The sequence below is a fragment of the Ruegeria sp. BHSB058 genome, assembly GCF_059613285.1.
The window spans coordinates 26,407-51,706 of record NZ_JBXWSF010000023.1 but is presented as its reverse complement, the minus strand read 5'-3'; the positions used below and the strand labels follow the sequence as shown (position 1 = coordinate 51,706).

At 57.4% G+C, this 25,300-nt stretch carries 26 protein-coding genes and 1 riboswitch; of the genes, 11 read left to right on the top strand and 15 right to left on the bottom strand.

Translation table 11 applies throughout. The features are described 5' to 3' along the window. The coding region (locus AC2FNB_RS08415) for a hypothetical protein (RefSeq protein WP_496745650.1) at positions 1 to 658 on the bottom strand (658 nt) is incomplete at its 3' end. Positions 659 to 833: 175 nt separating this feature from the next. Then, positions 834 to 1,931 (bottom strand): redox-regulated ATPase YchF, encoded by a 1,098-nt coding sequence (gene ychF, locus AC2FNB_RS08410; RefSeq protein ID WP_496745648.1) that lies wholly within the window; start codon positions 1,929 to 1,931, stop codon positions 834 to 836. A gap of 201 nt (positions 1,932 to 2,132) precedes the next feature. Here ychF and AC2FNB_RS08405 point away from each other — a divergent pair, with 201 nt between their 5' ends. The 8 genes from AC2FNB_RS08405 (at position 2,133) to AC2FNB_RS08370 (ending at position 8,753) form a co-directional block, all read left to right on the top strand. Then, a complete protein-coding gene (locus AC2FNB_RS08405) occupies positions 2,133 to 2,618 on the top strand; it encodes an acyloxyacyl hydrolase (RefSeq protein ID WP_480747877.1) in 486 nt (161 codons plus the stop codon). Between the two features lie 79 nt (positions 2,619 to 2,697). After that, the gene (gene trpA, locus AC2FNB_RS08400) at positions 2,698 to 3,489 is read left to right on the top strand and encodes a tryptophan synthase subunit alpha (RefSeq protein ID WP_496745646.1); all 792 of its coding nucleotides are present in this window, start codon (positions 2,698 to 2,700) and stop codon (positions 3,487 to 3,489) included. A 160-nt stretch (positions 3,490 to 3,649) separates the two neighbouring features. Continuing rightward, entirely contained in the window at positions 3,650 to 4,816 is a 1,167-nt protein-coding gene (locus AC2FNB_RS08395) for an alpha-hydroxy acid oxidase (RefSeq protein WP_496745644.1), read from the top strand. A gap of 105 nt (positions 4,817 to 4,921) precedes the next feature. After that, a complete protein-coding gene (locus AC2FNB_RS08390) occupies positions 4,922 to 5,512 on the top strand; it encodes a hypothetical protein (protein ID WP_480747880.1) in 591 nt (196 codons plus the stop codon). 138 nt (positions 5,513 to 5,650) lie between these two features. Next, the gene (locus AC2FNB_RS08385) at positions 5,651 to 6,301 is read left to right on the top strand and encodes a 50S ribosomal protein L25/general stress protein Ctc (RefSeq protein ID WP_496745642.1); all 651 of its coding nucleotides are present in this window, start codon (positions 5,651 to 5,653) and stop codon (positions 6,299 to 6,301) included. 139 nt (positions 6,302 to 6,440) lie between these two features. Continuing rightward, a complete protein-coding gene (gene pth, locus AC2FNB_RS08380) occupies positions 6,441 to 7,127 on the top strand; it encodes an aminoacyl-tRNA hydrolase (RefSeq protein WP_480747882.1) in 687 nt (228 codons plus the stop codon). 78 nt (positions 7,128 to 7,205) lie between these two features. Then, entirely contained in the window at positions 7,206 to 8,369 is a 1,164-nt protein-coding gene (locus tag AC2FNB_RS08375; protein ID WP_496745640.1) for a serine hydrolase domain-containing protein, read from the top strand. A 9-nt stretch (positions 8,370 to 8,378) separates the two neighbouring features. Beyond that, complete coding sequence (locus tag AC2FNB_RS08370; RefSeq protein ID WP_496745639.1) at positions 8,379 to 8,753, top strand: DUF2237 family protein; 375 nt, start codon at positions 8,379 to 8,381, stop codon at positions 8,751 to 8,753. 97 nt (positions 8,754 to 8,850) lie between these two features. Here the strand turns inward: AC2FNB_RS08370 and trpB are convergent, their stop codons facing one another. The 5 genes from trpB to rpsA form a co-directional block, all read right to left on the bottom strand. Continuing rightward, positions 8,851 to 10,098 carry a tryptophan synthase subunit beta gene (gene trpB / locus AC2FNB_RS08365; RefSeq protein WP_496745637.1) on the bottom strand — a complete coding sequence of 416 codons (1,248 nt, stop codon included), beginning with the start codon at positions 10,096 to 10,098 and terminating at the stop codon, positions 8,851 to 8,853. 160 nt (positions 10,099 to 10,258) lie between these two features. Next, positions 10,259 to 10,906: a phosphoribosylanthranilate isomerase gene (locus AC2FNB_RS08360; protein ID WP_496745635.1), complete on the bottom strand. Its 648-nt coding sequence runs from the start codon at positions 10,904 to 10,906 to the stop codon at positions 10,259 to 10,261. Positions 10,907 to 10,915: 9 nt separating this feature from the next. Beyond that, positions 10,916 to 11,266 carry a lipopolysaccharide assembly protein LapA domain-containing protein gene (locus AC2FNB_RS08355; protein WP_480748086.1) on the bottom strand — a complete coding sequence of 117 codons (351 nt, stop codon included), beginning with the start codon at positions 11,264 to 11,266 and terminating at the stop codon, positions 10,916 to 10,918. Between the two features lie 7 nt (positions 11,267 to 11,273). Continuing rightward, positions 11,274 to 11,558: an integration host factor subunit beta gene (ihfB, locus tag AC2FNB_RS08350; RefSeq protein ID WP_480747887.1), complete on the bottom strand. Its 285-nt coding sequence runs from the start codon at positions 11,556 to 11,558 to the stop codon at positions 11,274 to 11,276. A gap of 271 nt (positions 11,559 to 11,829) precedes the next feature. Continuing rightward, positions 11,830 to 13,506 (bottom strand): 30S ribosomal protein S1, encoded by a 1,677-nt coding sequence (gene rpsA / locus AC2FNB_RS08345; protein ID WP_480747888.1) that lies wholly within the window; start codon positions 13,504 to 13,506, stop codon positions 11,830 to 11,832. Between the two features lie 288 nt (positions 13,507 to 13,794). Here rpsA and AC2FNB_RS08340 point away from each other — a divergent pair, with 288 nt between their 5' ends. Next, positions 13,795 to 15,270 (top strand): sulfatase family protein, encoded by a 1,476-nt coding sequence (locus tag AC2FNB_RS08340; protein WP_496745634.1) that lies wholly within the window; start codon positions 13,795 to 13,797, stop codon positions 15,268 to 15,270. A gap of 1 nt (position 15,271) precedes the next feature. Here the strand turns inward: AC2FNB_RS08340 and AC2FNB_RS08335 are convergent, their stop codons facing one another. Beyond that, on the bottom strand, positions 15,272 to 15,802 hold the full coding sequence (locus AC2FNB_RS08335; protein WP_480747890.1) for a polysaccharide deacetylase family protein: 531 nt from the start codon (positions 15,800 to 15,802) through the stop codon (positions 15,272 to 15,274). A gap of 220 nt (positions 15,803 to 16,022) precedes the next feature. Between AC2FNB_RS08335 and AC2FNB_RS08330 the strand changes: the two genes are divergently transcribed. Next, positions 16,023 to 16,502, top strand: a complete 480-nt coding sequence (locus AC2FNB_RS08330) for a YHS domain-containing (seleno)protein (RefSeq protein WP_496745632.1) — start codon at positions 16,023 to 16,025, stop codon at positions 16,500 to 16,502. Between the two features lie 52 nt (positions 16,503 to 16,554). On the opposite strand, the gene AC2FNB_RS08325 is transcribed toward AC2FNB_RS08330, so the two are convergent. After that, positions 16,555 to 17,172, bottom strand: a complete 618-nt coding sequence (locus AC2FNB_RS08325; protein ID WP_496745630.1) for a (d)CMP kinase — start codon at positions 17,170 to 17,172, stop codon at positions 16,555 to 16,557. Between the two features lie 122 nt (positions 17,173 to 17,294). On the opposite strand from AC2FNB_RS08325, the gene bchE reads away from it, so the two are divergent. Further along, positions 17,295 to 18,803, top strand: a complete 1,509-nt coding sequence (gene bchE / locus AC2FNB_RS08320; RefSeq protein ID WP_496745628.1) for a magnesium-protoporphyrin IX monomethyl ester anaerobic oxidative cyclase — start codon at positions 17,295 to 17,297, stop codon at positions 18,801 to 18,803. A gap of 3 nt (positions 18,804 to 18,806) precedes the next feature. On the opposite strand, the gene aroA is transcribed toward bchE, so the two are convergent. The 6 genes from aroA to ybeY all read right to left on the bottom strand — a co-directional run bounded on the left by aroA (position 18,807) and on the right by ybeY (position 25,262). Next, positions 18,807 to 20,153, bottom strand: a complete 1,347-nt coding sequence (gene aroA / locus AC2FNB_RS08315) for a 3-phosphoshikimate 1-carboxyvinyltransferase (RefSeq protein WP_496745626.1) — start codon at positions 20,151 to 20,153, stop codon at positions 18,807 to 18,809. Positions 20,154 to 20,219: 66 nt separating this feature from the next. Further along, positions 20,220 to 20,930, bottom strand: a complete 711-nt coding sequence (gene trmB, locus AC2FNB_RS08310) for a tRNA (guanosine(46)-N7)-methyltransferase TrmB (RefSeq protein WP_496745624.1) — start codon at positions 20,928 to 20,930, stop codon at positions 20,220 to 20,222. A gap of 132 nt (positions 20,931 to 21,062) precedes the next feature. Beyond that, positions 21,063 to 22,244, bottom strand: a complete 1,182-nt coding sequence (gene metK, locus AC2FNB_RS08305) for a methionine adenosyltransferase (RefSeq protein WP_496745623.1) — start codon at positions 22,242 to 22,244, stop codon at positions 21,063 to 21,065. A gap of 5 nt (positions 22,245 to 22,249) precedes the next feature. Next, a riboswitch (SAM-SAH riboswitch) is annotated at positions 22,250 to 22,301 on the bottom strand. Between the two features lie 30 nt (positions 22,302 to 22,331). Continuing rightward, positions 22,332 to 23,846, bottom strand: a complete 1,515-nt coding sequence (gene lnt / locus AC2FNB_RS08300; protein ID WP_496745621.1) for an apolipoprotein N-acyltransferase — start codon at positions 23,844 to 23,846, stop codon at positions 22,332 to 22,334. Then, positions 23,843 to 24,730: a hemolysin family protein gene (locus tag AC2FNB_RS08295; RefSeq protein WP_480747899.1), complete on the bottom strand. Its 888-nt coding sequence runs from the start codon at positions 24,728 to 24,730 to the stop codon at positions 23,843 to 23,845. Before AC2FNB_RS08295 ends, lnt begins: the two co-directional genes overlap by 4 nt. 37 nt (positions 24,731 to 24,767) lie before the next feature. Next, positions 24,768 to 25,262: an rRNA maturation RNase YbeY gene (gene ybeY / locus AC2FNB_RS08290; RefSeq protein WP_480747900.1), complete on the bottom strand. Its 495-nt coding sequence runs from the start codon at positions 25,260 to 25,262 to the stop codon at positions 24,768 to 24,770. Between the last annotated feature and the right edge of the window lie 38 nt (positions 25,263 to 25,300).

Sequence of the window (25,300 nt, the reverse complement as noted above, 5' to 3'; positions counted from 1 at the left end):
GTACCAAACTGGACAGGTACAGCTGATGCCGCATCTGAAGCATGTTTTTGGCCAGCCGCGCAGCCTCCTGTTCCAGGTCGTCGGCCTCGCAGGTGTCGAGGCACAGGATCATTCCAACGATCAGAGCACCCACCGCAAGACCGGCAAGTGCGGTTATTATGTCCAACACGCGATTGAACAAGGAAATGACCGGTACTTCGCCACACCGCCCGAGCAACCATTTGTCATCCGGTTCCAGACACGCTGGCAGCGTGCCTCGCGACAGGGCCGTTTCGAAAAACGCGGCGCCAAGGCGGTAGTAGGCCCGTGGCGTGTCAGGCGACATGTTTTGCTGAATGGGTGGAATGATGGCCAACAAGAATATGACGAAAACCGTTCCTGCGGCCAAAATCCTTGTCTCTCTCGCTGTCGGGCGCGCCAGAGTGCGGACCAGTATTGACACGGCAAGCACTGCGAGGGATGCGAAGAACCAAGAAGTGGCGAGGAATCTGAATCGCCCTACTCCCTCCAGCCAGGGGCGGTCATCCTGCAGGATATTTGACGGCACGTTCAAATCGGTGGCCATCAACTGACCAGTGATCAGCTTGTTGATCAAAAAGATGCACACCGGCACCAACGCTATGAAAAAATAGCGCGGCTTTACTCGCCTGATGGTCACTGCCGACCTCATAATCTGATCCAAAGTCACATTTGGCTATCTAGCACAAATCTGCCCGGAGCGCATTGGTTTGGTTCCAATCGCTGTCGTCAAACAGTTTGCGTCAGTGCCAAGAACTACCCGCAACCCGCCGCGCCGAGGCGAATTGTGGCGGTAGTGTCCGTCAGTTTCTTGTCTAGGTATTGAACAGGAAATGCATTACATCGCCATCCTTGACGATGTACCCCTTGCCCTCGGCCCGCATTTTGCCCGCATCCTTGGCGCCAGTTTCGCCGTTGCAGGCGATATAGTCGTCAAAAGCGATGGTCTCGGCGCGGATGAACCCTTTTTCGAAATCGCCATGAATGACCCCGGCAGCCTGCGGCGCTGCGGTACCTTTTCGGATGGTCCATGCGCGGGCCTCTTTCGGGCCGACGGTGAAATAGGTTTCCAGCTTGAGCAGGTCATATCCGGCGCGGATCAGGCGGTCGAGACCCGGCTCGGACAGGCCCATCTCAGACAGGAACATTTCCGCCTCGTCCGGTTCCAGCAGGCTGATCTCTTCTTCGATCTTGGCCGAGATGATCACATGCGCATTGCCTTGCGCCGCGGCCATTTCAGCCACAGCTCGTGAATAGTCGTTGCCTTCGGCGGCCTCTTCCTCGGACACGTTGCAGACATAAAGCACCGGCTTGGTGGTCAGCAATTGCAGCGTTTTCCACGCCTTGGCGTCTTCGTCGCTGACCTCGACCATGCGGGCGGGCTTGCCGTCTTCAAGCATCGCTTGCGCGGCTGCCAACAGGCGATCCTGCTGCTGGGCTTCCTTGTCGTTGCCCTTGAGCTTGCGCACCAGGTTGGCACGTCGTTTTTCGATGCTTTCGAGATCGGCCAGCATCAGTTCGGTTTCGATGGTCTCGGCATCGGCCACAGGGTCGACCCGGCCATCCACATGGGTCACGTCGCCATCTTCGAAGCAGCGCAGCACATGGGCAATGGCGTCGGTTTCACGAATGTTGGCCAGAAACTGGTTGCCCAACCCTTCGCCCTTCGACGCGCCTTTCACCAGACCGGCAATGTCGACAAAGGTCATCCGGGTCGGGATGATCTGACGCGACTTGGCAATGGCCGCCAGATTGTCCAGGCGGTCATCCGGCACCGCCACATCGCCCACATTGGGTTCGATGGTGCAGAACGGGAAATTCGCCGCCTGCGCCGCAGCCGTTTTCGTCAGCGCGTTGAACAGGGTCGACTTGCCCACGTTAGGCAGCCCCACGATTCCCATTTTAAAGCCCATACCGGCCTCCTGATGCCATTCGACGGGCGCTTTTAGGCGGGTCCCGGACAATGCGCAAGCTGACATTCACAGATAGAAATTGCGTGTGGGTTTTGACAGGTCAACACGTTGCGAAAGCATTGTGCATCCTTGAACATTGAAATTGACAGGGTGTAATGATCAGTTAACCTTGAAACAGGTAATAAGTAGCGGAACACGCGGATGAAATCTCTTGTTGTCTCAATCTTCCTGGTCGTCGGCGCTGGCGCGGCACAGGCCCAATCTGTGATATTTGGCGCCGGTTATGCAGATTTTTCCGACAGCCGATCCCTGGATCAGGGTGTAATCTCTTTAGAATATCAGCATAAACCCTTTCACCAAGCCACGCATTTCGGTGCGGGCTGGGGCGGTGCGTTGTCGGTTCACGAAAACGGCGATGTTCATGTCGGCGTGGGTCTTTACGGTATCTATGATTTCGACAGCAACTGGTTTCTGGAAGGCAGCGTGATGCCCGGATTCTTCTCGGAATCCGACGAGTTGAATGATCTGGGCGGTGAATTCCAGATCCGTAGTCTGTTTGCGGTCGGTTACCGCTTTGACAGTGGCAATCGGTTGTCGTTGGCCATCACACACAAATCGAATGCCAGTACCAACGACTTCAATCCCGGTGTGAACTCGGCCCTGATCCGGTTTCACAAATCTTTCTAGGCGTCCTGGGACGAGGCGGGATTGATTTTCCCGCCAAGTTTCTGCACATCAGGTCGAAACCCGAGTGCAAGGACTTCCGATGACCCGTATCGACGCCAAATTCGCTGCCCTGAAAGCCGAGGGCAAGAAAGCCTTTGTCGCCTATATCATGGCGGGTGATCCCGACTATGAAACCTCGCTGCAGGTGGTCAAGGGGCTGCCGGGTGCGGGCGTCGATGTGATCGAACTGGGACTTCCCTTTACCGATCCAATGGCGGACGGACCGACCATTCAGGCAGCTGGTCAGCGGGCGCTGGACGGCGGCATGACGCTGGACAAGACGCTGGAGCTGGCGCGCAGTTTTCGCGAAACCGACGATACGACGCCGATCGTGCTCATGGGTTATTACAATCCGATCTACAGTTGCGGCGTCGATGCCTTTCTGGAAAAAGCCAGGGCTGCCGGGATCGACGGCCTGATCGTCGTGGACCTTCCGCCCGAGGAAGATGACGAGCTGTGCATTCCCGCGCAAAAAGCCGGTCTGAATTTCATTCGGCTTGCGACCCCCACCACGGACGACAAGCGCCTGCCGCGTGTGCTGCAGAACACCTCCGGTTTCGTCTATTACGTTTCGATTACAGGCATCACCGGTGCCGCCGAGGCAGAGGCTGGCGATGTTGGCCCCGAAGTGGCACGGATCAAGTCGGCGACCGACCTGCCGGTTATCGTCGGCTTTGGCATCAATACGCCGGAAAAATCGCGTGCAATCGCATCTATTGCGGATGGCGCAGTTGTGGGCTCTGCCATCGTCGGCCAGATCGGGGCGGGAAAGCCAGTTGCTGACGTACTGGCGTTCGTCAAATCTCTGGCAGACGGGGCGCACTCGGTCTGACACGGCATTTTTCTGGCTGATAAATCATGTACGGACACCTTGCCGGGTGTCTGTTTTTTCGTGCCGTTTATGCTGCGTCATTCCTGCGCACATGGGTGTATTGCGCGCGGAGAGATAAATTGGTAAAAACTTTTTACCACCTCACCGGGAGTTTGGACGGATGCCCGTCATCACCAATATCGACGACCTTAGACGTATCTATGAGCGCCGTGTGCCACGGATGTTTTATGACTATGCCGAAAGTGGCAGCTGGACAGAGCAGACGTTCCGAGAGAACTCCTCGGATTTCGAGCAGATCCGGCTGCGCCAGCGCGTGGCGGTTGACATGTCGGGCCGATCCATTGCGTCACAGATGATCGGGCAGGACGTTACGATGCCGGTTGCACTGGCTCCGGTCGGGTTAACCGGGATGCAGCATGCGGACGGCGAGATGAAGGCGGCAAAGGCAGCGGAAGAATTCGGTGTACCATTCACCCTGTCCACCATGTCGATCAACTCGATCGAGGACGTGGCCGAATACACCTCCAAGCCCTTCTGGTTTCAGCTTTATACGATGAAGGACGAGGACTATGTCCGCCGTCTGATCCAGCGGGCCAAGGATGCCAAATGCTCGGCGCTGGTAATCACGCTGGATCTGCAAATTCTCGGTCAGCGGCACAAGGATCTGAAGAACGGCCTGTCAGCTCCGCCGAAACTGACCGCGAAAACCATCGCGAACCTGATGACGAAATGGGCATGGGGTATCGAGATGCTGGGCGCCAAGCGGCGCGAGTTTGGCAACATCGTGGGCCATGTGCACGGCATATCCGACACCTCGTCACTGGGTGCGTGGACTGCGGAACAATTCGACCCAAGCCTCGACTGGGGCAAGGTCGAGAAGCTGATGGAGCAATGGGGCGGCAAGGTGATCCTTAAGGGTATCTTGGATGCCGAGGATGCCAAAATGGCCGCAAAGATCGGGGCCGATGCCATAGTTGTATCAAACCATGGCGGACGCCAGTTGGATGGCGCATTGAGTTCGATTCGCGTTCTACCGGAAATCATGGATGCAGTCGGAAGCGATATCGAAGTGCATCTGGACAGTGGTATCCGTTCGGGTCAGGACGTGCTCAAGGCTTTGGCTTTGGGGGCCAGGGGTACCTATATCGGGCGGGCTTTCGTCTATGGTCTGGGCGCCATGGGCCAAAAAGGGGTGAGCACCGCGCTGGAAGTGATCCGGAAGGAGCTGGACACGACCATGGCGCTGTGCGGTGAAAAATCAGTAGCGGCGCTTGGGCGCCACAACCTGCTGATACCCGAGGACTTCGGTGGGCGCTGGCAGGCGTGACGGATTGGCGATCCTGCCCCTGTTTTGACAATCCGGATAAACCACAGGATATTCGCAAAAAATACAAGGCAACCCGTCCTGCAAGTCTATCTGAAACAGAACCTCGTGTTTCTCGCAGTGCCGAAAACCGGTACGACCGCCATAGAGGCGGCGCTGAGAACTCATGCCGATATTGTCTTTGCAAATATGCGAAAACACACGACAGCCGCGCAATATCAAAACAGCGTCGCGCCGTTTTTGCGCCAGTTCAGCGGTGCCCGACCCGAAATCGTGGCCTTGATGCGCGATCCAATCGAGTACATCCGAAGCTGGTATCGCTATAGGTCACGGTTGACGGACCCTGAAAACCCAAGGACTCTTAAGAACATCAGCTTCGAATCCTTTGCCATTGGAACGACGCAAGACCCGCAACCCGTTTTTGCCGCGATCCGCAACCAATCCCACTATCTGATGCTCAAAGATGAGAGCGTCCCGGTCCACCACCTGTTCGACTATGACGAACACGAACGGATTCAGACATTTTTCTCTGACCGGTTTCACGAAGACATCGAATTTCCCGTCCGCAACGTCTCGCCCTTTGTTCCAACGCCATTGTCGGACGAGGCCGAACAAAGCTTGCGCAAGGTACACGCCCGAGATTTCGCGCTTTTTGATCGACTGCGCGAAGCCGGGGGATATTTACGCCCCCTGGAGTGATCGCGGCGGAGAAATGGCCGCCAATTGGCGCTTTCGGCCCGAATCGCCCTTTTCAAATCCGCAAATCCGCTGTATGGGCAGCGCTTCATGCGGGGTGACAGCCTTGGAGGCACCCTGCCCTAACATTGGAGATTAAACATGGCTGGTGAGATTCCTGATCTCGAAGCTCTGGAACGGACGGGGACAGGCAAGGGCGCCGCTCGTCAGGCACGCCGCGACGGCATGGTTCCGGGCATTGTATTCGGTGGCGACAAAGAGCCTCTGCCGATCAACATCCCGTTCAACAAGCTGCTGAAGATGCTGAAAGCAGGCCGCTTCAAATCGACCCTGTTCAACCTGAAGGTCGATGGCCACGACGACGTGCGAGTGATCTGCCGCGACGTTCAGCGCGATGTTGTCAAGGACCTGCCCACGCACCTCGACCTGATGCGTCTGCGCCGGACCACCAAGATCAACCTGTTCATCCCGGTCGAATTCATCAACGAAGGTGCTGCACCCGGCATCAAGAAGGGCGGCGTGCTAACCGTTGTTCGCCCCGAGGTGGAGCTGGTGTGCACCGCCGGTGACATTCCGGAAAAGATCACCGTCGATCTGTCCGGACTGAACATCAACGACGTGGTCACCATTTCGTCGGTTGATCTGCCCGAAGGCACCAAGCCGACCATCAGCCGTGACTTCGTGATTGCCAACATCTCGGCCCCGACAGGTCTGTCGACGAGCGATGACGAAGAAGACGGTGAAGAGGTCGCAGCTGATAAAGTTGAAGTCATCGGCGAAGACGAAGAATAAACCCGGAACTCACTGATCCGGAATGTGAAACGGGGCTCCTTTGGAGCCCCGTTTTCTTTTGGCCTGCTTTCGATCTGGATTCTCGACGTATTTCGGGGCATCTAGACCGGCAAACACGACAATCATGTGGGGTGCCGGAATGAAACTTTTTGTCGGATTGGGAAATCCGGGACAGAAATACGCCCGGAACCGGCACAATATCGGTTTCATGGCGGTGGATCGCATTGCCGAGGATCATGCTTTCGGGCCGTGGAAGTCAAAGTTTCAGGGCCAGATTGCCGAGGGGCGGCTGGGCAACGAAAAGGTCATTCTGCTCAAGCCGGAAACTTACATGAACCGTTCGGGCCAGTCGGTGGGCGAGGCCATGCGTTTCTACAAGCTGGACTCGACAGATGTGACCGTGCTGCATGACGAGCTGGATCTGGCTCCCGGCAAGGTGCGGGTCAAGGCAGGCGGCGGGCATGCAGGGCACAATGGCCTACGCTCGATCCATGACCATATAGGAGCGGCCTATGACCGCGTCCGTCTGGGCATCGGTCATCCGGGGCGCAAGGAACTGGTGTCGGGCTATGTCCTGCACGATTTTGCCAAGGCCGATCAGGACTGGTTGGAGAACGTCCTGCGTGGGGTATCGGACGGGGCGCACCATCTGGCCGAAGAAGATGGCGGCAAGTTCATGAATGCGGTGTCTCTGCGCTCTGCACCGCCACGCTCGTCGACGACACCCAAACCAAAGACCGATCCACGGCAGCAAGTCGAATCGCAGGACGAAAAGCAGGACGAAGCTTTGTCACCGATGCAAAGGCTGCTGAACAAGTTCAGGTAAGTTCCCTGCCTTCCGCAACGTTGCGATTGCCTCACGCGCAAGATGGCGATGCAATGGTCACTTGAGGGAGAATTCGAGATGCGCAATATCGGAAAATGGCTAGGCCGCGTTTTGCTGGCGCTCGTTCTGGCGGCTACAGTCGTGGGATTTTGGAAGCGGGAAGAAATTCTGCGGCTGATGGCGGTGAATTCACTGTTCTCCGAGGAAAAAATCGTTGACAATTTCTCTCATATGGATGCGGCGTTTCTGACGGCGCCTTTGCCGCGCGGCGACGGACCGACTGTCGAGCTGCCTCATGGCGATGAATATGAACTGCCGCAAGGCGCGGAGAATTGGATTGATGAACGGGCGGTGACGTCGCTGCTGGTGCTGCAGGGCGGCAAGGTGCGGTTCGAAGAGTATTATCTGGGTACCAGCGCCGAGGACCGGCGAATTTCCTGGTCAATTGCAAAAAGCTATCTCTCTGCCTTGTTCGGCATTCTGCTGGAGGAAGGCGCCATTGCCTCGATCGACGATCCGGTTACCAAATACGTGCCCGATCTGGTCGACACCGCCTATGACGGCACCACGATCCGCAACGTTCTGAATATGGCAAGCGGCGTCACGTTTGATGAGGACTATCTGGACAAAAGCTCGGACATCAACCGGATGGGGCGCGTGGTGGCGTTGGGCGGCACTTTGGACGATTTCACGGCAAGCTTCACGGAACGCTTCGCAGAGCCGGGCGAGACCTGGCAATACGTGTCCATCGATACCCATGTCATCGGCATGGTAATCCGGGGCGCAACGGGTCGCAGCATTGGCGAATTGATGGCTGAAAGGATCATCGCGCCGCTTGGGCTGGAACATGACGGCTATTACATCACCGATGGTTCCGGCACCGCCTTTGTGTTGGGCGGATTGAATTTTACCACTCGCGATTTTGCCCGATTCGGGCAGATGATCCTTCAAGACGGGCAATACAACGGACAGCAGATCGTTCCCGCCGAATGGATCAAGGCCTCCACAGTTCCGACCGCACCCACTGAACCGGGAAAAATCGGCTATGGGTATCAATGGTGGATTCCCGTCGGCGCACACGAAGGCGAGTTTCTGGGACGTGGGGTTTACGGGCAATACCTGTATATCGATCAGGCGCGGGATGTCGTGATCGTCACTACCGGAGCTGATCGCAAGTTTCGTGACAAAGGTGTGAACGAAGAAAATATCGAAATGTTCCGCAAGATCGCTGAAAGCCTGTAGACTGGGCGTATGATCAAAAGCGAAAGCATCAACGTTCTCGATGGCGAACTGGCCCCGTGTTCGGATGATCCCCTGACGGGTTTTTTCAGGGATGGTGTCTGCAATACCTGCACCGAAGACCATGGCAGCCATACCGTGTGTGCAGTGATGACGGTCGAGTTTCTGGCCTATTCCAAATACGTAGGCAACGATCTGAGCACGCCCCGGCCAGAGTTCCACTTTCCGGGGCTGAAAGCGGGCGACAGCTGGTGTTTGTGCGCCGCGCGGTTCCTGCAAGCCTATGACGAGGGCTGTGCCCCCAGAGTCAATCTGGAAGCCACGCACAAACGGGCACTGGACATTGTGCCCCTGTCGATACTGATCGCGCAACGGGCACCGGTGTAGTCATCACGGGTTCGCAAGGCAGCAACGGCCCGGACAAAACAAACGGAACCTCGGTTCCGAAGTTCCATTTGTCGCGTATTACGCGTGGTTTGACCGATCAATCCGCGTCGCGGCCTTCGGTGTCGGACATATCGAAGCCCAGGTATTTGGCGACAGTAAAGATATCCTTGTCGCCCCGGCCACACATGTTCATGCAGATGATGTGATCCTTGGGCAGATCAGGCGCGATCTTGATCACGTGGCCCAAGGCGTGGCTGGGTTCCAGCGCGGGAATGATGCCTTCGGTGGCACAGCACAGCTGGAACGCGTCAAGCGCCTCCTTGTCGGTGATCGAGACATATTGGGCGCGGCCGACCTCATGCAGCCAGGAATGCTCCGGCCCGATGCCGGGATAGTCGAGACCGGCAGAAATCGAATAACCTTCGAGGATCTGGCCGTCGTCATCCTGCAGCAGATAGGTTCTGTTGCCGTGTAATACGCCCGGACGGCCGCCGGTTAGCGAGGCGCAATGCTCCATCTTTTCGTCGACACCTTTGCCGCCCGCCTCGACCCCGATGATGCTGACCGATTTGTCGTCGAGGAACGGATAGAACAGGCCCATCGCGTTCGAACCACCACCGATGGCGGCAATGATTGTGTCGGGCAGACGGCCCTCGGCCTTCATCATCTGCTCCTTGGCTTCCTTTCCGATGATCGACTGGAAGTCGCGGACCATCGCCGGATAGGGGTGTGGTCCGGCCACGGTGCCGATGCAATAAAACGTATCGCGCACGTTTGTCACCCAATCGCGCAGGGCGTCGTTCATCGCGTCTTTCAGAGTGCCGCGGCCTGATGTCACCGGAATCACTTCGGCCCCAAGCAGGCGCATGCGGAACACGTTTGGTGCCTGACGGCGCACATCATGCGCACCCATATAGACGATGCATTTCAGTCCAAACTTGGCGCAGACCGTGGCAGTGGCCACGCCGTGCTGCCCCGCGCCGGTTTCCGCGATGATCCGGGTCTTGCCCATGCGGCGCGCCAGAATGATCTGACCCAGCACGTTGTTGATCTTGTGCGCACCGGTGTGGTTCAATTCGTCGCGTTTCATATAGATCTTTGCGCCGCCAAGTTCTTCGGTCAGTCGCTCGGCGAAATAGAGCGGTGACGGACGGCCCACGTAGTTGGCCCAGAGATCATCCATCTCGGCCCAGAAACCGGGGTCGACCTTGGCCTTTTCATATTCCTCTTCCAGCGACAGGATCAGCGGCATCAGGGTTTCGCTGACAAAGCGACCGCCAAAGATACCAAAGCGGCCGTTTTCATCCGGACCGGACATGAAGGAATTGAAAAGATCGTTTGCCATGTGTCGCGCCCTCTGTTGGGTTTTACCTGTCCTAGAGCGCCAGCGCGATGAGAGCAAGCCAAGGCAATTCGAATTGCTATCCAAAACCGGGTTTGTCAGGCGATGAAGCCAATCAGGTTGTCAAACAGCGACACCCGATGTCACGACATTTGCGCAGGTATTAACGGTGGGCTGCCTTGATAAAGGATTGAATCAGGCCCGCATCCTTGACGCCTGGGGCAGATTCCACCCCGGAGGACACATCGACCTGACGCGCACCTGTCATCCGCACCGCCTCGCCCACATTTTCGGGCGACAGACCACCCGCCAGCATCCAGGGGCGCCGCCAATATTTACGCCCCGCCAACAGCCGCCAATCAAATGCCAGTCCATTGCCGCCGGGCAACACCGCATTCTTCGGCGGCCTGGCGTCTATAAGCAGTTGGTCGACTACATCCGAGTACAGATCAATTTGCGACAAATCCGTCTCGTCCCCGATGCCGATCGCCTTCATGACCGGCAGGCCATACCTGCCTTTGATCTCGGTCACCCGGTCGGGGCTTTCCTTGCCATGCAGCTGCAACATGTCGAGCGGCACAGCGCCGGTGATCCGGTCCAGTTCCTCATCCGAGGCATTTACCACCAATGCCACCTTGGCCACACCAGCAGGTACTTCGGCGGCAAGCTTCGCCGCTTTTTCTGACATCAGGTGACGTGGCGATTTTTCGAAGAACACGAAGCCGACATAGCGCGCACCAGCCGTAACGGCGGCGCGCACATGTTCGGGCGCGGTCAGACCGCAGATTTTCACGCTGACTTGGTCGGGCATGAATGACCCTTAACTGGTCTCTTCTAACAGGGCCAGAACTTCGTCCTTGCCTTCGTTCTTCTGCTTCTTGAGCTTGGAGACCTCACGCTCAAGCTTGCGCACTTCGCGGTGCTTCACATCGGCTTGACGGCGGTGTTTGTGCTCGCGCAGCCATTCCCAGATGAATCCGATCACCAGCCCGGCAACAACGCCGCCCAGAACCACAAGAAACAGCGGCAACGACAGCGTAAAGTTGAAACCCAACAGATCAGCCAGATCATCGGGGATGAGTTTCAGGGTGACAGGTGCCCGGTTGGCCAGCGACACAGAAATCAAAACGATCCCAAGTGCGGCCAAAAAGGCATAGCGAATGTAACGCATCATATGTTCAGGCTTTTCCGTTCAATCGATCGCGAAGCAGCTTGCCGGTCTTGAAGAAGGGCACGTGCTTTTCTTCCACTTGCACGGTTTCGCCGGTTCTGGGATTGCGACCAATCCGCGCGTCCCGTTTTTTCACCGAAAACGCGCCGAACCCGCGCAGTTCAACCCGGTCGCCGCGGGCCATGGCGTCAGTCACTTCTTCAAAGATAGTATTCACGATCCGCTCGACATCACGCTGATAAAGATGCGGGTTTGCATCGGCGATTTTTTGAATCAGTTCGGAACGGATCATTCGGAATACCCTCCCAGGTCACGGGTTGTTTTGTTCTATTTGGTTGGGAGTATAGGGAAAAACCTGTGGCGGGGGAACGCAGAGTCTTTGCGCGGACGCTTCAATTTGAGGCCCGAAAACACAAATTTTCGCCATCCATCAGCGAATTAACACCTGTTTCCCGATAGTGGGGCCTTTGCACATGCAGAAACGGAACGCGTTGATTCGCAACAAAAACGGCCCCGCACAGATGCACGGGGCCGCAATTTGATAACCGTCAGGCGTTGCGGGCTTAGTCGCCCGACTTTAGCGCTGCACCCAGGATATCGCCCAGCGACGCGCCCGAGTCCGACGAACCGTACTGCTCCACGGCTTCTTTCTCTTCGGCGATCTCGCGTGCCTTGATCGACAGACCCAGACGACGGGTCTTGCTGTCGACGTTGGTGACGCGAACATCAACCTTGTCACCTACCGAGAAGCGCTCGGGGCGCTGTTCGGCGCGGTCACGGCTCAGGTCGGAACGGCGGATGAAGGACTTCATGCCTTCGTATTCCACCTCGATGCCGCCATCTTCGATCGCGGTAACGTTCACGGTGATAACCGAGCCACGCTTCACGCCGCCAACGGCTTCGGCGAACTTGTCACCACCCAGGGCTTTGATCGACAGCGAGATACGCTCTTTCTCAACATCCACTTCCGAGACGACCGCCTGAACGACATCGCCCTTGCGATAGTTCTGGATGGCATCCTCGCCACGCTCGTCCCAGCTGAGATCCGACAAATGGACCATGCCGTCGATGTCGCCTTCGAGGCCGATGAACAGACCGAATTCGGTGATGTTCTTGACTTCGCCCTCGACCTGAGTTCCCTCGGGGTGAGTTTCCGCGAACACTTCCCACGGGTTGCGCATCGTCTGCTTGAGGCCCAGGGACACGCGGCGCTTGGCGCCGTCGATTTCCAGAACCATGACGTCGACTTCCTGGCTGGTCGAAACGATCTTGCCAGGATGGACGTTTTTCTTGGTCCAGGACATTTCCGAGACGTGCACCAGACCTTCGACACCAGCTTCGAGTTCGACGAACGCGCCGTAATCGGTGATATTGGTGACACGGCCTTTGTGAACCGAGCCCAGCGGGTATTTGGCGCCAACCAGATCCCACGGATCTTCCTGCAGCTGCTTCATGCCCAGGCTGATGCGGTGGGTTTCCTTGTTGATCTTGATGACCTGAACCTTGATGGTTTCGCCGATCGTCAGGATCTCGGACGGGTGGTTAACACGGCGCCACGCCATGTCGGTGACGTGCAGCAGCCCGTCAACACCGCCCAGGTCAACAAACGCACCGTATTCGGTGATGTTCTTGACGACGCCGTCCACGTTCTGGCCTTCGGACAGATTGCCGATGACTTCAGCGCGCTGTTCGGCACGCGATTCTTCCAGGATGGCGCGGCGCGACACGACGATGTTGCCACGGCGGCGGTCCATCTTCAGAATCTGGAACGGCTGCTTGAGACCCATCAGCGGGCCGGCATCACGCACGGGGCGGACATCAACCTGCGAGCCGGGCAGGAACGCAACTGCGCCACCCAGGTCGACGGTAAAGCCACCTTTGACGCGGCCAAAGATCGCGCCTTCGACGCGTGCATCGTCGGCATATGCTTTTTCCAGGCGGTCCCATGCCTCTTCACGGCGGGCCATCTCGCGCGAGATGACGGCCTCGCCGCGGGCGTTTTCGGCGGCGCGCAGGAAGACTTCGACCTCGTCGCCAACCGTGATTTCAGGGGCTTCGCCGGGATTTGCGAATTCTTTCAGATCGACGCGGCCTTCCATCTTGTAGCCTACGTCGATGATGGCCTGGCCGGCTTCGATCGCCAGAACCTTGCCTTTGACAACCGAACCCTCTTCGGGGGTGTCCATTTCGAAGCTTTCGTTCAGGAGGGCTTCGAATTCCTCCATGGTTGCGTTAGCCATGTGGCGTTGTTTTCCTTTTCACATCGATTTTTCTGGCCGAGCGGTTGTCTCCGCCGGTCTTGGAGTTGGTCAGGCGACCCGGTTTCGTGCCATAAAACAAAGAGGGCCGGTTGTCCCGACCCTGCTCGTCTCTTTTTTCTATGGCTCAAATCGCCTTGTCGACGCGCGCTCTATAACGGGTCTGTCCGCACCCCGCAAGGAAAAAGCCAAAAACGGCTTTCGTGACGCGGTTGGTCGCGCAACACTGTGTCTTGGCCGGAATGCTTTCACGATTAACAAGGAAATGGGATGCCCGATAACCTGAACTTTCTCGTCATCATTTCGGATGAGCATCGCAAGGACGCAATGGGATGCGCCTGTCATCCGTTCGTGCAAACCCCAAATCTTGATGCACTTGCGTCGCGGGGCACGATGTTCGAGGCGGCCTATACCCCTTCTCCGATGTGTGTGCCGACCCGCGCGGCATTGGCCACTGGCGACTGGGTGCACAGGACGGGCCACTGGGACAGCGCCACGCCCTATGCCGGGGAGCCACGCAGTTGGATGCGACAGCTGCGCGATTGCGGAAGAGAAGTTATTTCCATTGGCAAGCTTCACTTCCGCTCAGGCGAGGATGACAACGGGTTTTCACAGGAGATCCTGCCGATGCATGTGGTGGGTGGCGTAGGTTGGGCTGTCGGGCTGTTGCGCGAAAACCCTCCTCCCTACGACTCTGCCGCCGAATTGGCGGCAGATGTGGGTGTCGGCACAAGCACCTATACCGACTATGACCGCGATATCACAGCCGCAGCAGAACGCTGGCTGAAGGATCCCAATCGTCATCAACAGCCCTGGGCCGCTTTCGTGTCACTGGTCAGCCCACACTATCCCCTGACCTGCCCCGAGGAATGGTATGCGCTTTATGATCCAGCGCGAATGGACATGCCTGTAGGATATGAAGCCCGCCCGGTGGACCACGAAGAGCTGCAAAATATTGCCGGGTTCTTCAATTACGGAGACTATTTCGATGAACAGAAAGTACGTGAGGCCAAGGCGGCCTATTACGGGCTGACTTCGTTCATGGATGATTGCGCAGGCCATGTACTGAAGGCGCTGGAAGACAGCGGGCAGACTGACAAGACCGTTGTGGTCTATGTCTCGGATCACGGTGACATGATGGGAGATCAGGGGTTCTGGACCAAACAGGTGATGTACGAAGCCAGCGCGGGGGTCCCGATGATCGCGGCGGGGCCGGGAGTGCCAGCTGGCCACAGGGTCTCTACCTGCACCAACCTGACCGATATCGCCGCAACCGCTCGCGAGGTCTGTGGCATCGCTGACGACGAGAACAACGTGACCCAACCCGGCAAATCCCTGCGCCACATTGCCAATACGCCTTACGATCCGGATCGAACCGGGTTCAGCGAATACCATGATGGCGGGTCAAAGACCGGCACCTTCATGGTGCGCTGGGACCGGTGGAAATACGTCCACTATGTCGGCCATCCGCCCCAACTTTTTGATCTGAAATATGACCCGCATGAATTGGTGAACCGCGCCATGGACGGGGAAAATGACCCAAACGTCCGCGCCGCGCTGGCCGAAGGCGAGCGCCGTTTGCGCATTATCTGCGATCCGGACGACGTCAACGCCCGCGCTTTTGCCGATCAACGTCGCAAGATCGAGGCACTGGGCGGCGAAGAGGCCTGTCGCACCGCCTTTGTCTTCAACCACACCCCCACGCCCGACGAGCAGGACAAACTGCGTGAGGGATCTGCGTTGTAGATCAGAGTTCTTCTCCCTTTTTCAGGAGTTCGTCGATCAGAGTGCGCTGAAGATCGTTGCTGTCGCCGCCGCCAAACTGCACAGCACCCCCGGTGTAGAGTGTGCCATAGGTCTTGGCGATATTCACCGTCTGCCCAAGGCCCGAGATAAACTGATTCTTTTCAAGCGGGGAAAGCGGGTGAATGAACACCGCCCACAAGGTTCCGTTTGCGATGGCATAGCGGGCATCAAGGGCGCTGTCGAAATTGGCCTGCATCATGCGGCGCATATCGTCGGGCGATACGTCCGCCGCGTTGCGGATCGGAACCATTGCGCGCATCCGGTCCGCATTTATGTCGGTAATCACCAAAACCGGAACATCGGCGACCATCATCTGAAACCCGGGGCCTTGCGGTTTTGCCTCCGGGTCCAGCGTAAAGATGATGCGTCCCAGTTCTTCATAAGTCATGGGTGGTTCCGTGTTTGGGGCGGTTTCCTCCTGTGCGACACAGAATCTGGCAAGGCATATCAGGATGGCGGCAAGGCGGATCATTCGGGAACTCCGGTTCATTTCCGTACAGTCTAGGCCGGCATGCCCGATCAAACGATTCAAAGCTTGGTGATCAAATTCACGACAGGATCGTCCCATTTCCCGAACGATCGGCAATGTCTTGCGGTCTATCTGCGATAACACGTCCGATTTTTTGTCCCTACCTTCGTCATACCGGCCAGAACCGGCCCGGAAACACATTCATCAACAAGGAAAATCAACAATGAAATCGCTCGTACTCATCGCCCTCATCGCCGCCCTGCCCTTGGCCGCCGCACCCGCATTTGCCGCAGACGAGATCAACGTCTCAAACGGCATCTCGGCAGGTGGCGCCCCGCTTGCGGCGCATGGTGTGGACCTGGTTGCGCTGGTCACCAGTGGCAACCCGGTCGAAGGCTTCGCCACCCATTCCGCCACATATGACGGCGCGTCCTATTATTTCACCTCCGAAGAAAACCTCGACGCGTTCCAGGCAAACCCGGCAGCCTACTTGCCGCAGCATGGCGGGTTCTGCTCTTACGGTGTCTCGGTTGGCAAGAAGTTCGACGGCGATCCGGATCAATATGTTCTGGCTGACGGCAAGCTCTTTCTGTTCCTGAACACCGCAACCCGTGAGAAGTTCCTCGAAGACGTGGCAGCCACGGCAACGACAGCCGACAATCAATGGGCGCAGATCAAGCACGTCGCCGTGGGCGAACTGTAATCCCGCGCTGCCGGTGCCAGTTCCACTCACTCCGGCAATTGCCCGCGAAAGCCTAGGTTTTCGCGGGCATCTTTTTGTCGATCACCGCAATGGCGCGCTCCAGAGCCTCTTCGATGCTCAACTCGGATGTGTCCAGCAGCACGGCATCATCGGCAGGTTTCATCGGCGCTTCGCTGCGCCCCATGTCCCGCGCATCACGTTCCCTGACATCCGCAAGCACCTGTTCGCGAGTGATATTTTCGCCTTTCGCGGTTAGTTCAAGATACCGGCGCTCGGCGCGCACCTCGGGGCTGGCGGTGACGAAGAGCTTTACGTCAGCTCCCGGGCAGATCACCGTCCCAATGTCGCGCCCATCCAGAACGGCGCCACCCTCTTGGTGGGAAAAGTGTCGTTGAAATTCGACCAAAGCTGCGCGCACTTCGGGCATGACTGCCACCTTTGATGCCGCCTGGGCCACATACGCGCTACGCAGATCATCGCGCCGCAAGTCTTCGGGCCGCAGCGTTTGTGCTGCTTCAACAGCGTCTTCACCGGTCAGCACACGCCGTCCAACAGCCCGATACAGCAACCCGGTGTCGAGATGCGCGAACCCGTAATGTGCCGCAACACCCTTGGAGATCGTACCCTTTCCCGCCGCAGCGGGGCCGTCGATGGCAATTGTAAAGCTCATCTTCTATCCCGTTCTACCTGCCATGGGCATAGTTCATGTTCGAACTTTCCGACAGCAAAAAACCGATTGAAAGTCCTGGAACGAGGTGAAACAGTTTCAACCAAAAGCAGAGCATTGATAAATTGCGCATTACACTTCTTCACCCGCCCCATACCGCAATTGGAAGCCGAATTCCCAAGGAAAACCTGCCCCCGTTCGGATTATTGTGTATTGGCGGTCCACTTATTGACCGCGGGCACGACGTCACGTTGATTAACGGCGATCTTGCCCCATTAGGCTTTGATGAATGCGTAGAACGTACGCTCGAGACCAAGCCAGACATCGTTCTGATCGGCCATTCCGGGTCAAGTTCCGCACATCCGACTGTAAAAACCCTTTCGATGCTGTTGAAGCGCCAAAAACCGGGGCTAGTCATCGTTTATGGCGGTGTATATCCCACGTATCATTGGCGTTCGGTCTTATCCGAGTGCCCGCAAATCGACTTTGTTGTTCGTGGTGAAGGCGAAGAGACCACTTCTAACTTGATCGCTGCAATCCAACTGAGAACTGATCTGGAACAGGTGGCCGGAATCGCCTTTCGTGATAACTCCAATCAGCCCGTGTCTACACGCCCTGCTCCGATGATCAATGATTTGGACTCGAACCGAATTGGATGGGAACTGATCAATTTCGATGATTACTCATATTGGGGAGGGCGCAGGTCGGTCATCCTTCAATTCTCGCGTGGTTGCCCACATCTTTGTAGCTATTGCGGACAGAGGGGTTTCTGGACCCAGTGGCGCCATCGGGATCCAGAAAAATTAGCCAAGGAAATTGGTTGGCTTGCTCGTGAACATGGTGTCGAACTGGTCAATCTTGCCGACGAGAATCCGACCTCTTCCCGCCGGCAATGGAAAAGGTTTCTTGAGGCTCTGATCGCCGAGAATGTACAAGTTACGTTGATCGGGTCCACTCGTGCGGATGATATTGTACGGGACAGGGACTTGTTGCCGTTATACAAAAAAGCTGGTGTCTTGCGGTTCCTATTGGGTCTGGAAAGCACCGACGAAGCGACCTTGTTGTCGATCAACAAGGGGGCAAATACGCAAAAGGACATGCAGGCGATCCGCCTGTTGCGTTCTCACGGCATGATTGGCTTATGCACCTTTGCCGTGGGCTTTGCAGATGAGCGAGATAGAGACTACCTGCGATTGTTCAGGCAATTACTGAGGTATGACCCTGATCAAATCATGTCCATCTATGCAACCCCTCACCGGTGGACACCTTTTTTCGAAGACGTCAGGGACAAAAAAGTTGTAGAAACCGATCTACGCAATTGGGACTACAAGCATCAGGTGTTGGACACTCCGTTCGTTCCGCCTTGGCGCGTTTTCCTTTGGGTCAAGACCATCGAGATTCTGATCTCTCTTCGCCCGACGCATCTGATGAGACAATTTAGAGAGGTTGATCCAGAATTGCGTCACGCGATGCGCTGGTATTCGAAAATGGGGTTGCGTGTCCTGCTTCATGAAGGTCGCGAGTTTGTATTTCGACGACGCAATCAAACCGGGTGCACAGTCGCCACATTCTGGGGCGATAACCAAAAATTTCCGGAAGAAGCTATGGAACGGCCAAAACGAAAGATCAGTTGAAATTCATACCCGTTCCAACCTGGCGCCCAGATCGGCCATCAAAGGTTCGAAAATCGGGAAGGAAGTTGCAATCGGCCCGCCGTCATCGATCGAGACGGGGTTCTGCGCCCCCATGCCCAGAACCATGAAGGACATGGCGATGCGGTGATCCAGGAAGCTCTCACAAGTGCTGCCGCCGGGAACACCGCCGATGCCCAATCCTTCGACGGTCCACCAATCGTCGCCTTCTTCGACCGTTACACCATTGGCTCGCAATCCACGCGCCATGGCGTCGATGCGGTCGCTTTCCTTGACGCGCAGCTCCTTGACGCCGCCCATCATCGTGGTCCCGGTCGCATTGGCCGCAACAACCGACAAAACCGGATATTCGTCGATCATCGAGGCCGCACGTTCAGGCGGCACCGTGACGCCTTTCATATCGGGCGAGTAGCGCGCGCGCAGATCAGCCACTGGCTCGCCGCCCTCTTCCCTTTCATTCTCAAAGGTCAGGTTCGCGCCCATCTCCTGCAATGTGTAATAAAGACCGGCGCGGGTTGGGTTGAGGCCGATATTCGGCACCAGCACATCCGACCCCGGTGTGATCAGTGCGGAGCATACAGGGAAGGCAGCGCTTGACGGATCGCGCGGTACCGCGATGACCTGTGGTTTCAGTTCAGGCCGCCCAGTCAGCGTGATGACCCGGCCTTCGTCAGTGTCCTCGACGGTAATCTCGGCCCCGAAGCCAGCCAGCATTCGTTCGGAATGGTCCCGGGTTGCTTCCTTTTCGATCACGACCGTCTTGCCCGGCGCATTCAGCCCGGCCAGCAAAACGGCGGATTTGACCTGAGCCGACGGCACCGGAACCACATAGCGGACGGGTACGGGATAAGCGGCCCCGACGAGGGTCATCGGCAAGCGCCCTCCCTCGCGGCCAACGGCACGCGTTCCGAACAGCGCCAGCGGGTCGGTGACCCGCGCCATCGGTCGCCCATTCAGGCTGGCATCGCCGGTAAACGTCGCAGTGATCGGGCACGTCGCCATCGCGCCCATGATCAGGCGCACGCCGGTGCCGGAATTTCCGCAATCGATCACCTGATCCGGTTCGGCAAAACCACCGACGCCGACACCATGCACCGACCAGTTACCACCGCCGTGATTGACCACCTCGGCCCCGAATGCGCGCATGGCCTTGGCGGTGTCCAGCACATCCTCGCCTTCCAGCAGACCCGAAATCTTTGTCTCACCCACCGCCATCGCGCCCAGGATCAGCGACCGGTGCGAAATCGACTTGTCGCCAGGCACCTCGGCGGTACCGGTCAACGGACCGCAGGGACGCGAGGTCATCGGGATGGGCGTGCCGTGTCCGGACATGGGTGCTCCTTTTGCGCTATCATTCCCTGCGGATTAGCGAATTGATGTCACCGGGTCCAGCGACAATCACCCTTTGCGTCGGAAGGTCAGGTAGTGCGGCACTCGCCCCTCGCGCAGCGCCTTTTGCTCGTACCGGGTGGAAATCCAGTCGCCCCATGGCTTGCGCCAATCCTCGGGTCGTTCCGCCAGCCATTCAAATCCGGCCTTAGGCACTTCTTCCAATGTCTGACGCACATAGTCTGGAATGTCGGTCGCGACCCGGAAGATCGCGCCGGGTTTCATCACACGTGCCAGCGGCTCGAGGTGCTCGAGCGTAACGAACCGGCGGCGGTGATGACGCTTCTTGGGCCAAGGGTCGGGATAAAGCAGGAAGGCGCGGGAAAGGCTTTGATTCGGCAAAACGTCGAACAGGTCTCGTGCATCGCCGGGATGCACTGCCAGGTTTGACACATCCGCACGACGGATCTTGCCCAACAGCATGGCGACGCCATTGATGAAAGGCTCTGCGCCAATGATACCGATATCCGGGTTCTGTTCTGCCTGATGCACCAGATGCTCGCCACCGCCAAATCCCACCTCAAGCCATACCGGTTTGCCGCCAAACAGGGCATCCAGATCCAGCGGCAAGCGTTCGGGATTGCTGTCCCAATCCACCGCGCCGGGCGAGAGCGGGGACAGATCCTCGTTCAGATAGGTCTTCTGGCTGGGCTTCAGGGTCTTGCCCTTGAAGCGCCCATAGAAATTGCGTCGGGGGCGTTGGGGATGGTCAGTGCTCATGTCGCTGGCCATACTGTGGCGCTGATCGTGATGCAAGGACGGGATACAGTGCCAGACAGACCCGCCCCCCGCATTATTTGTATCGAACTGAAGAGCGCCCCATTGTTGGGGCGCTGATTGTCGTGCGGTGGCTCAGACGGCCTTTGTCAGCGCGTCCACCAGATCGGTGCGCTCCCAACTGAACCCGCCATCAGCCTCTGGTTCGCGGCCAAAGTGACCGTAGGCCGCGGTGCGCTGATAGATGGGCCGGTTCAGGCCCAGGTGCTGGCGGATCCCGCGCGGGGTCAGGTCCATGACCTGATCGATCGCCTTTTCGATGGCTTCGGGCGCGACTTCGCCAGTGCCGTAGGTTTCGGCGTATATCGACAGCGGCTTGCTGACGCCGATGGCATAGCTGAGCTGGATTGTGCAGCGTTCGGCCATGCCGGCGGCAACCACGTTCTTGGCCAGATAGCGTGCTGCATAGGCTGCCGACCGGTCGACCTTGGTCGGATCCTTACCGGAGAATGCGCCGCCCCCATGCGGAGCCGCGCCGCCATAGGTGTCAACTATGATCTTGCGCCCGGTCAGGCCCGCGTCGCCATCCGGCCCGCCAATGACGAACTTTCCTGTCGGATTGACATGCCATGCGGTCTTGCCGTTCAGCCAACCTTCGGGAAGGATTTCGGTGATATAGGGTTCGACGATGTCGCGAATGTCATCCGACGTCAGCGACTCGTCAAGGTGCTGGGTGGAAAGCACAAGCGAACTGATCCCGACCGGTTTGCCGTCGCGATAGACAACCGAAAGCTGAGATTTGGCATCAGGCCCCAGGGCCGGCTCGGTACCGTTCTTGCGCACTTCGGCCAGCCGTCGCAGGATCGCGTGCGAATACTGGATGGGTGCCGGCATCAGCGCCGAAGTTTCGTTGGTCGCAAAGCCAAACATGATTCCTTGATCGCCCGCGCCCTCGTCTTTGTTGTCCGAGGCATTCACACCCTGCGCAATATGCGCCGACTGTTCATGCAGCAGGTTGGTAATTTCGCAGGTGTTCCAATGGAACTTATCCTGCTCATAGCCGATATCCTTGATACAGGCGCGCGCGATTTCGTCGATGCGGCCCATATAGTCATGTAACTTTTCCTGATCCGACAGACCGACCTCGCCGCCGATAACCACCCGGTTCGTGGTGGCAAAGGTTTCGCACGCCACGCGCGCTTCGGGTTCTTCGTTCAAGAATGCATCAAGTACGGCATCCGAAATGCGGTCACAGACCTTGTCGGGATGCCCTTCGGAAACCGATTCCGAAGTAAATGTGTAGTTCTGTCGGGACATAAAGGTGCTCCATTAAGACAATAACTCTGTCACGCCAGGAAGCCGTTGTAACAGACCTGCATCAGATAAGCGCCGATGACTGCGTGGTCAATCGGTTTTGCACATGCGCGACCTTTCGCGTCGATAAATCAGCGCGAATAGCGCAAGACAAAGAATAAAGAATACACTGTTCCCGAAACGGGAGTAGAATGTCGGGCCCAAGGCAACCGCCAGTCCTTCGTCGAAATATCCTTCAACGCCCAGGGGCAAAGAACCTGTTACCTTCCCCAATGGATCAATCATTGCGGAGATGCCCGTGTTTGCCGATCTGACCATTGGCAAACCCTGCTCGATCGCACGCATCCTTGCTTGCGCCAGATGCTGATGCGGACCCGACCGAGTTCCGAACCACGCGTCATTGGTTATCTGCAAAAGGAGCGCGGGACGCTCCGGCGCGGCAAGAACGTCCTGCGGGAACACCGCCTCGTAACAGATCAGCGGCAAGGCGGATCCGAGTTTGCCCAGCGACAACAGTGCAGCCCCCGGCCCAGAGCTGAACCCCTGGCCCGTCGTGGCGGCGAATCCATAGATCCCGACTTGCGCCAGAAGATCGCCAAAAGGCACGTATTCGCCAAATGGAACCAGATGATGCTTGTCATAAACACCGGTCAAAACGCCGGTTTCGTCAACAACGACCATTGAGTTATAGATACGCAGGTCTTTGCTTCGCTGTATGCCCAGAACAACCGGAACACCTCTTGCTGTATCCGCGATAAGCTGCAAGGTGGGTTCGGCGTTTTCCAGCCAGACCGGGACCGAGGTTTCGGGCCAAACGACCAAATCCGGCTTTGGATCAGCGGCCGTAAACTCGATCTGACGATTGAAGAATATGGGGGCGTAGTTGGGATCCCATTTCTGATGCTGCGGCGCGTTGGGTTGATTGATGCGCACCGTCTGACCCGTCGCGACGACCTCGGGTCGGGTTCCCGCGTGAACGAAAGCAACTACTACAAAGGCGAAAAGCGGTATCACGCGAAAAAACAAGCAGCGAAAGGAAAAGCCCGGTTTGAATAGGAGTGCCAATGGCAGCGTGACCGCAAATGTAAGCGCGCCCAGCCCATAAGGGCCGACAATGGACAAAAGTTGAGCAACCGGCGTATCCACCCAGACCTGTGCCAACCCTGCCCAGGGAAACCCGGTAAACAAATAGCCGCGCACGAACTCTCCGACCGACAGGTAGATCACCAGCAACCAGATCCGACCAGGCACGGACCAGCCCGGACGCATTGCAAACCAGAAAGCAGGTGCCCAGAACAAAGCCATGCCGCCCGCCATGAAGATTAAGGCAAACGGAGCCATCCAGGCATAGCGTTCAGCATCCACCAGGAACGGCTCGACGATCCACAAGAGAGCATGGGCAAAATAACCGCTGGCATAAAACCACCCTAGCAACGCGGCCTGCCACTTGGACCGTGCGGACAAAAAGAGCGCCGAGGTGGCTACAAGCGACATCAGCGTCGCGGCCCAAAACCCGAAAGGCGCCAGCCCATACGCAGCGACCGCCCCGAGGAGGGCGGCCAGCAGATAGCGCAGCCAGATTGGCCAGCGAACGATTTGGATCATGCGGCGCGGTCCGGCAGCATCACACGCAGTCGTTTTATCCTGCGCGGATCGGCCTCAAGCACCTCGAATTCCGGACCTTCCGGGTGAATGACCACCTCGCCCCGCGCCGGGACCCGGCCGGACAACATGAATACGAGCCCGCCAAGTGTGTCTATTTCTTCTTCGTCCACATCTTCGTGACTGGTCAGGGAACGCCCGATTTCAGCCTCGAAATCCTCAAGCGGAACCTTGGCCTGAACGACATAGCAGCCCGGTTTTTCCTGCAACCAAAGTTGATCTTCGTCGGCATCGTGTTCGTCAGCAATTTCGCCCACCACTTGCTCGATCAGATCCTCGATGGTGACTAGCCCGTCGACGCCGCCGTATTCGTCGATCACCAGTGCCATGTGCCGCCGTTCCGTCTGCATTTTGGTCAACAGAACTCCGATTGGCATCGAAGGCGGCACAAATAGCAACTGGCGAAGCATCGTAGCCAGATCGAAATCGACCGTATCGCCGTTGAATCCGTGGGTCAGGGCAAAATCTTTGAGGTGAATGAACCCAAGTGGAGTATCCAACGTGCCCTCATAGACCGGTATCCGAGTCATACCGCTGTCGCGGAAAACCTGCACCAGTTCGTCTTTCGGGATGGTGCTGGGCACCGAAACGATTTCCGCAGTCGGAATCGCAACATCCTCGACCCGCATACGGCGAAGATTGATCATTCCGCGAGGTTGCGAGTTTGATGCGGCCTGCCCGTTCATTTGGGGGTCACTGATATTTTCGCCGGAAGAGAACACATCAATAATGCGGGACAAAAACCCCTGTTTCTCTTCGCTCATGTCGTCGCCGTTCCCGGATTGCGCGCCTTGCGCCGCCATAGAACCGCCGTCTGTATCGCCCATTTTCTCGTTCCAATTAACCGGACCGCAAAGCCCTTAATTACCCAGTATATGGGTTATCCAAGCCCATTTTGCCAAGTATTTCGATTTCAAGACCTTCCATCAAGGTGGCATCAGGGTCACGGACATGGTCGTATCCCAGAAGATGGAGCACGCCATGTACCACCAGATGGGTTACGTGATCCTCAAACGATTTTCCAGCATCCTGCGCCTCGCGTGCGCAGGTATCGTACGAAATAGCGATATCGCCCAGCGCGATGTCGCCACCAAAGTCGGGGCTGGGTTCAGCGGGCTCCGCCCCGGGTGTCTCGGCAGCCAGTTCCGCGGCCGGCCAGCTCAGAACATTAGTCGCACTTGGCTTGTCGCGGAATTCGGCGTTGAGTTCCTGGATCCGGACGTCGTCACATCCCAGCAGGCTGACTTCGCAAATCTCCGGATCAAGCCCCCGATGCGCCAGAACAGCCGAGACGGCGCGGCTGCCGACAGCCACGAGATTGTCCCAACGCGGGTCTTCCAATGTGACTTCGATCGTCAAATCTGCCCCCTTGGCAGCACATGCCCTCATTTTCGGCC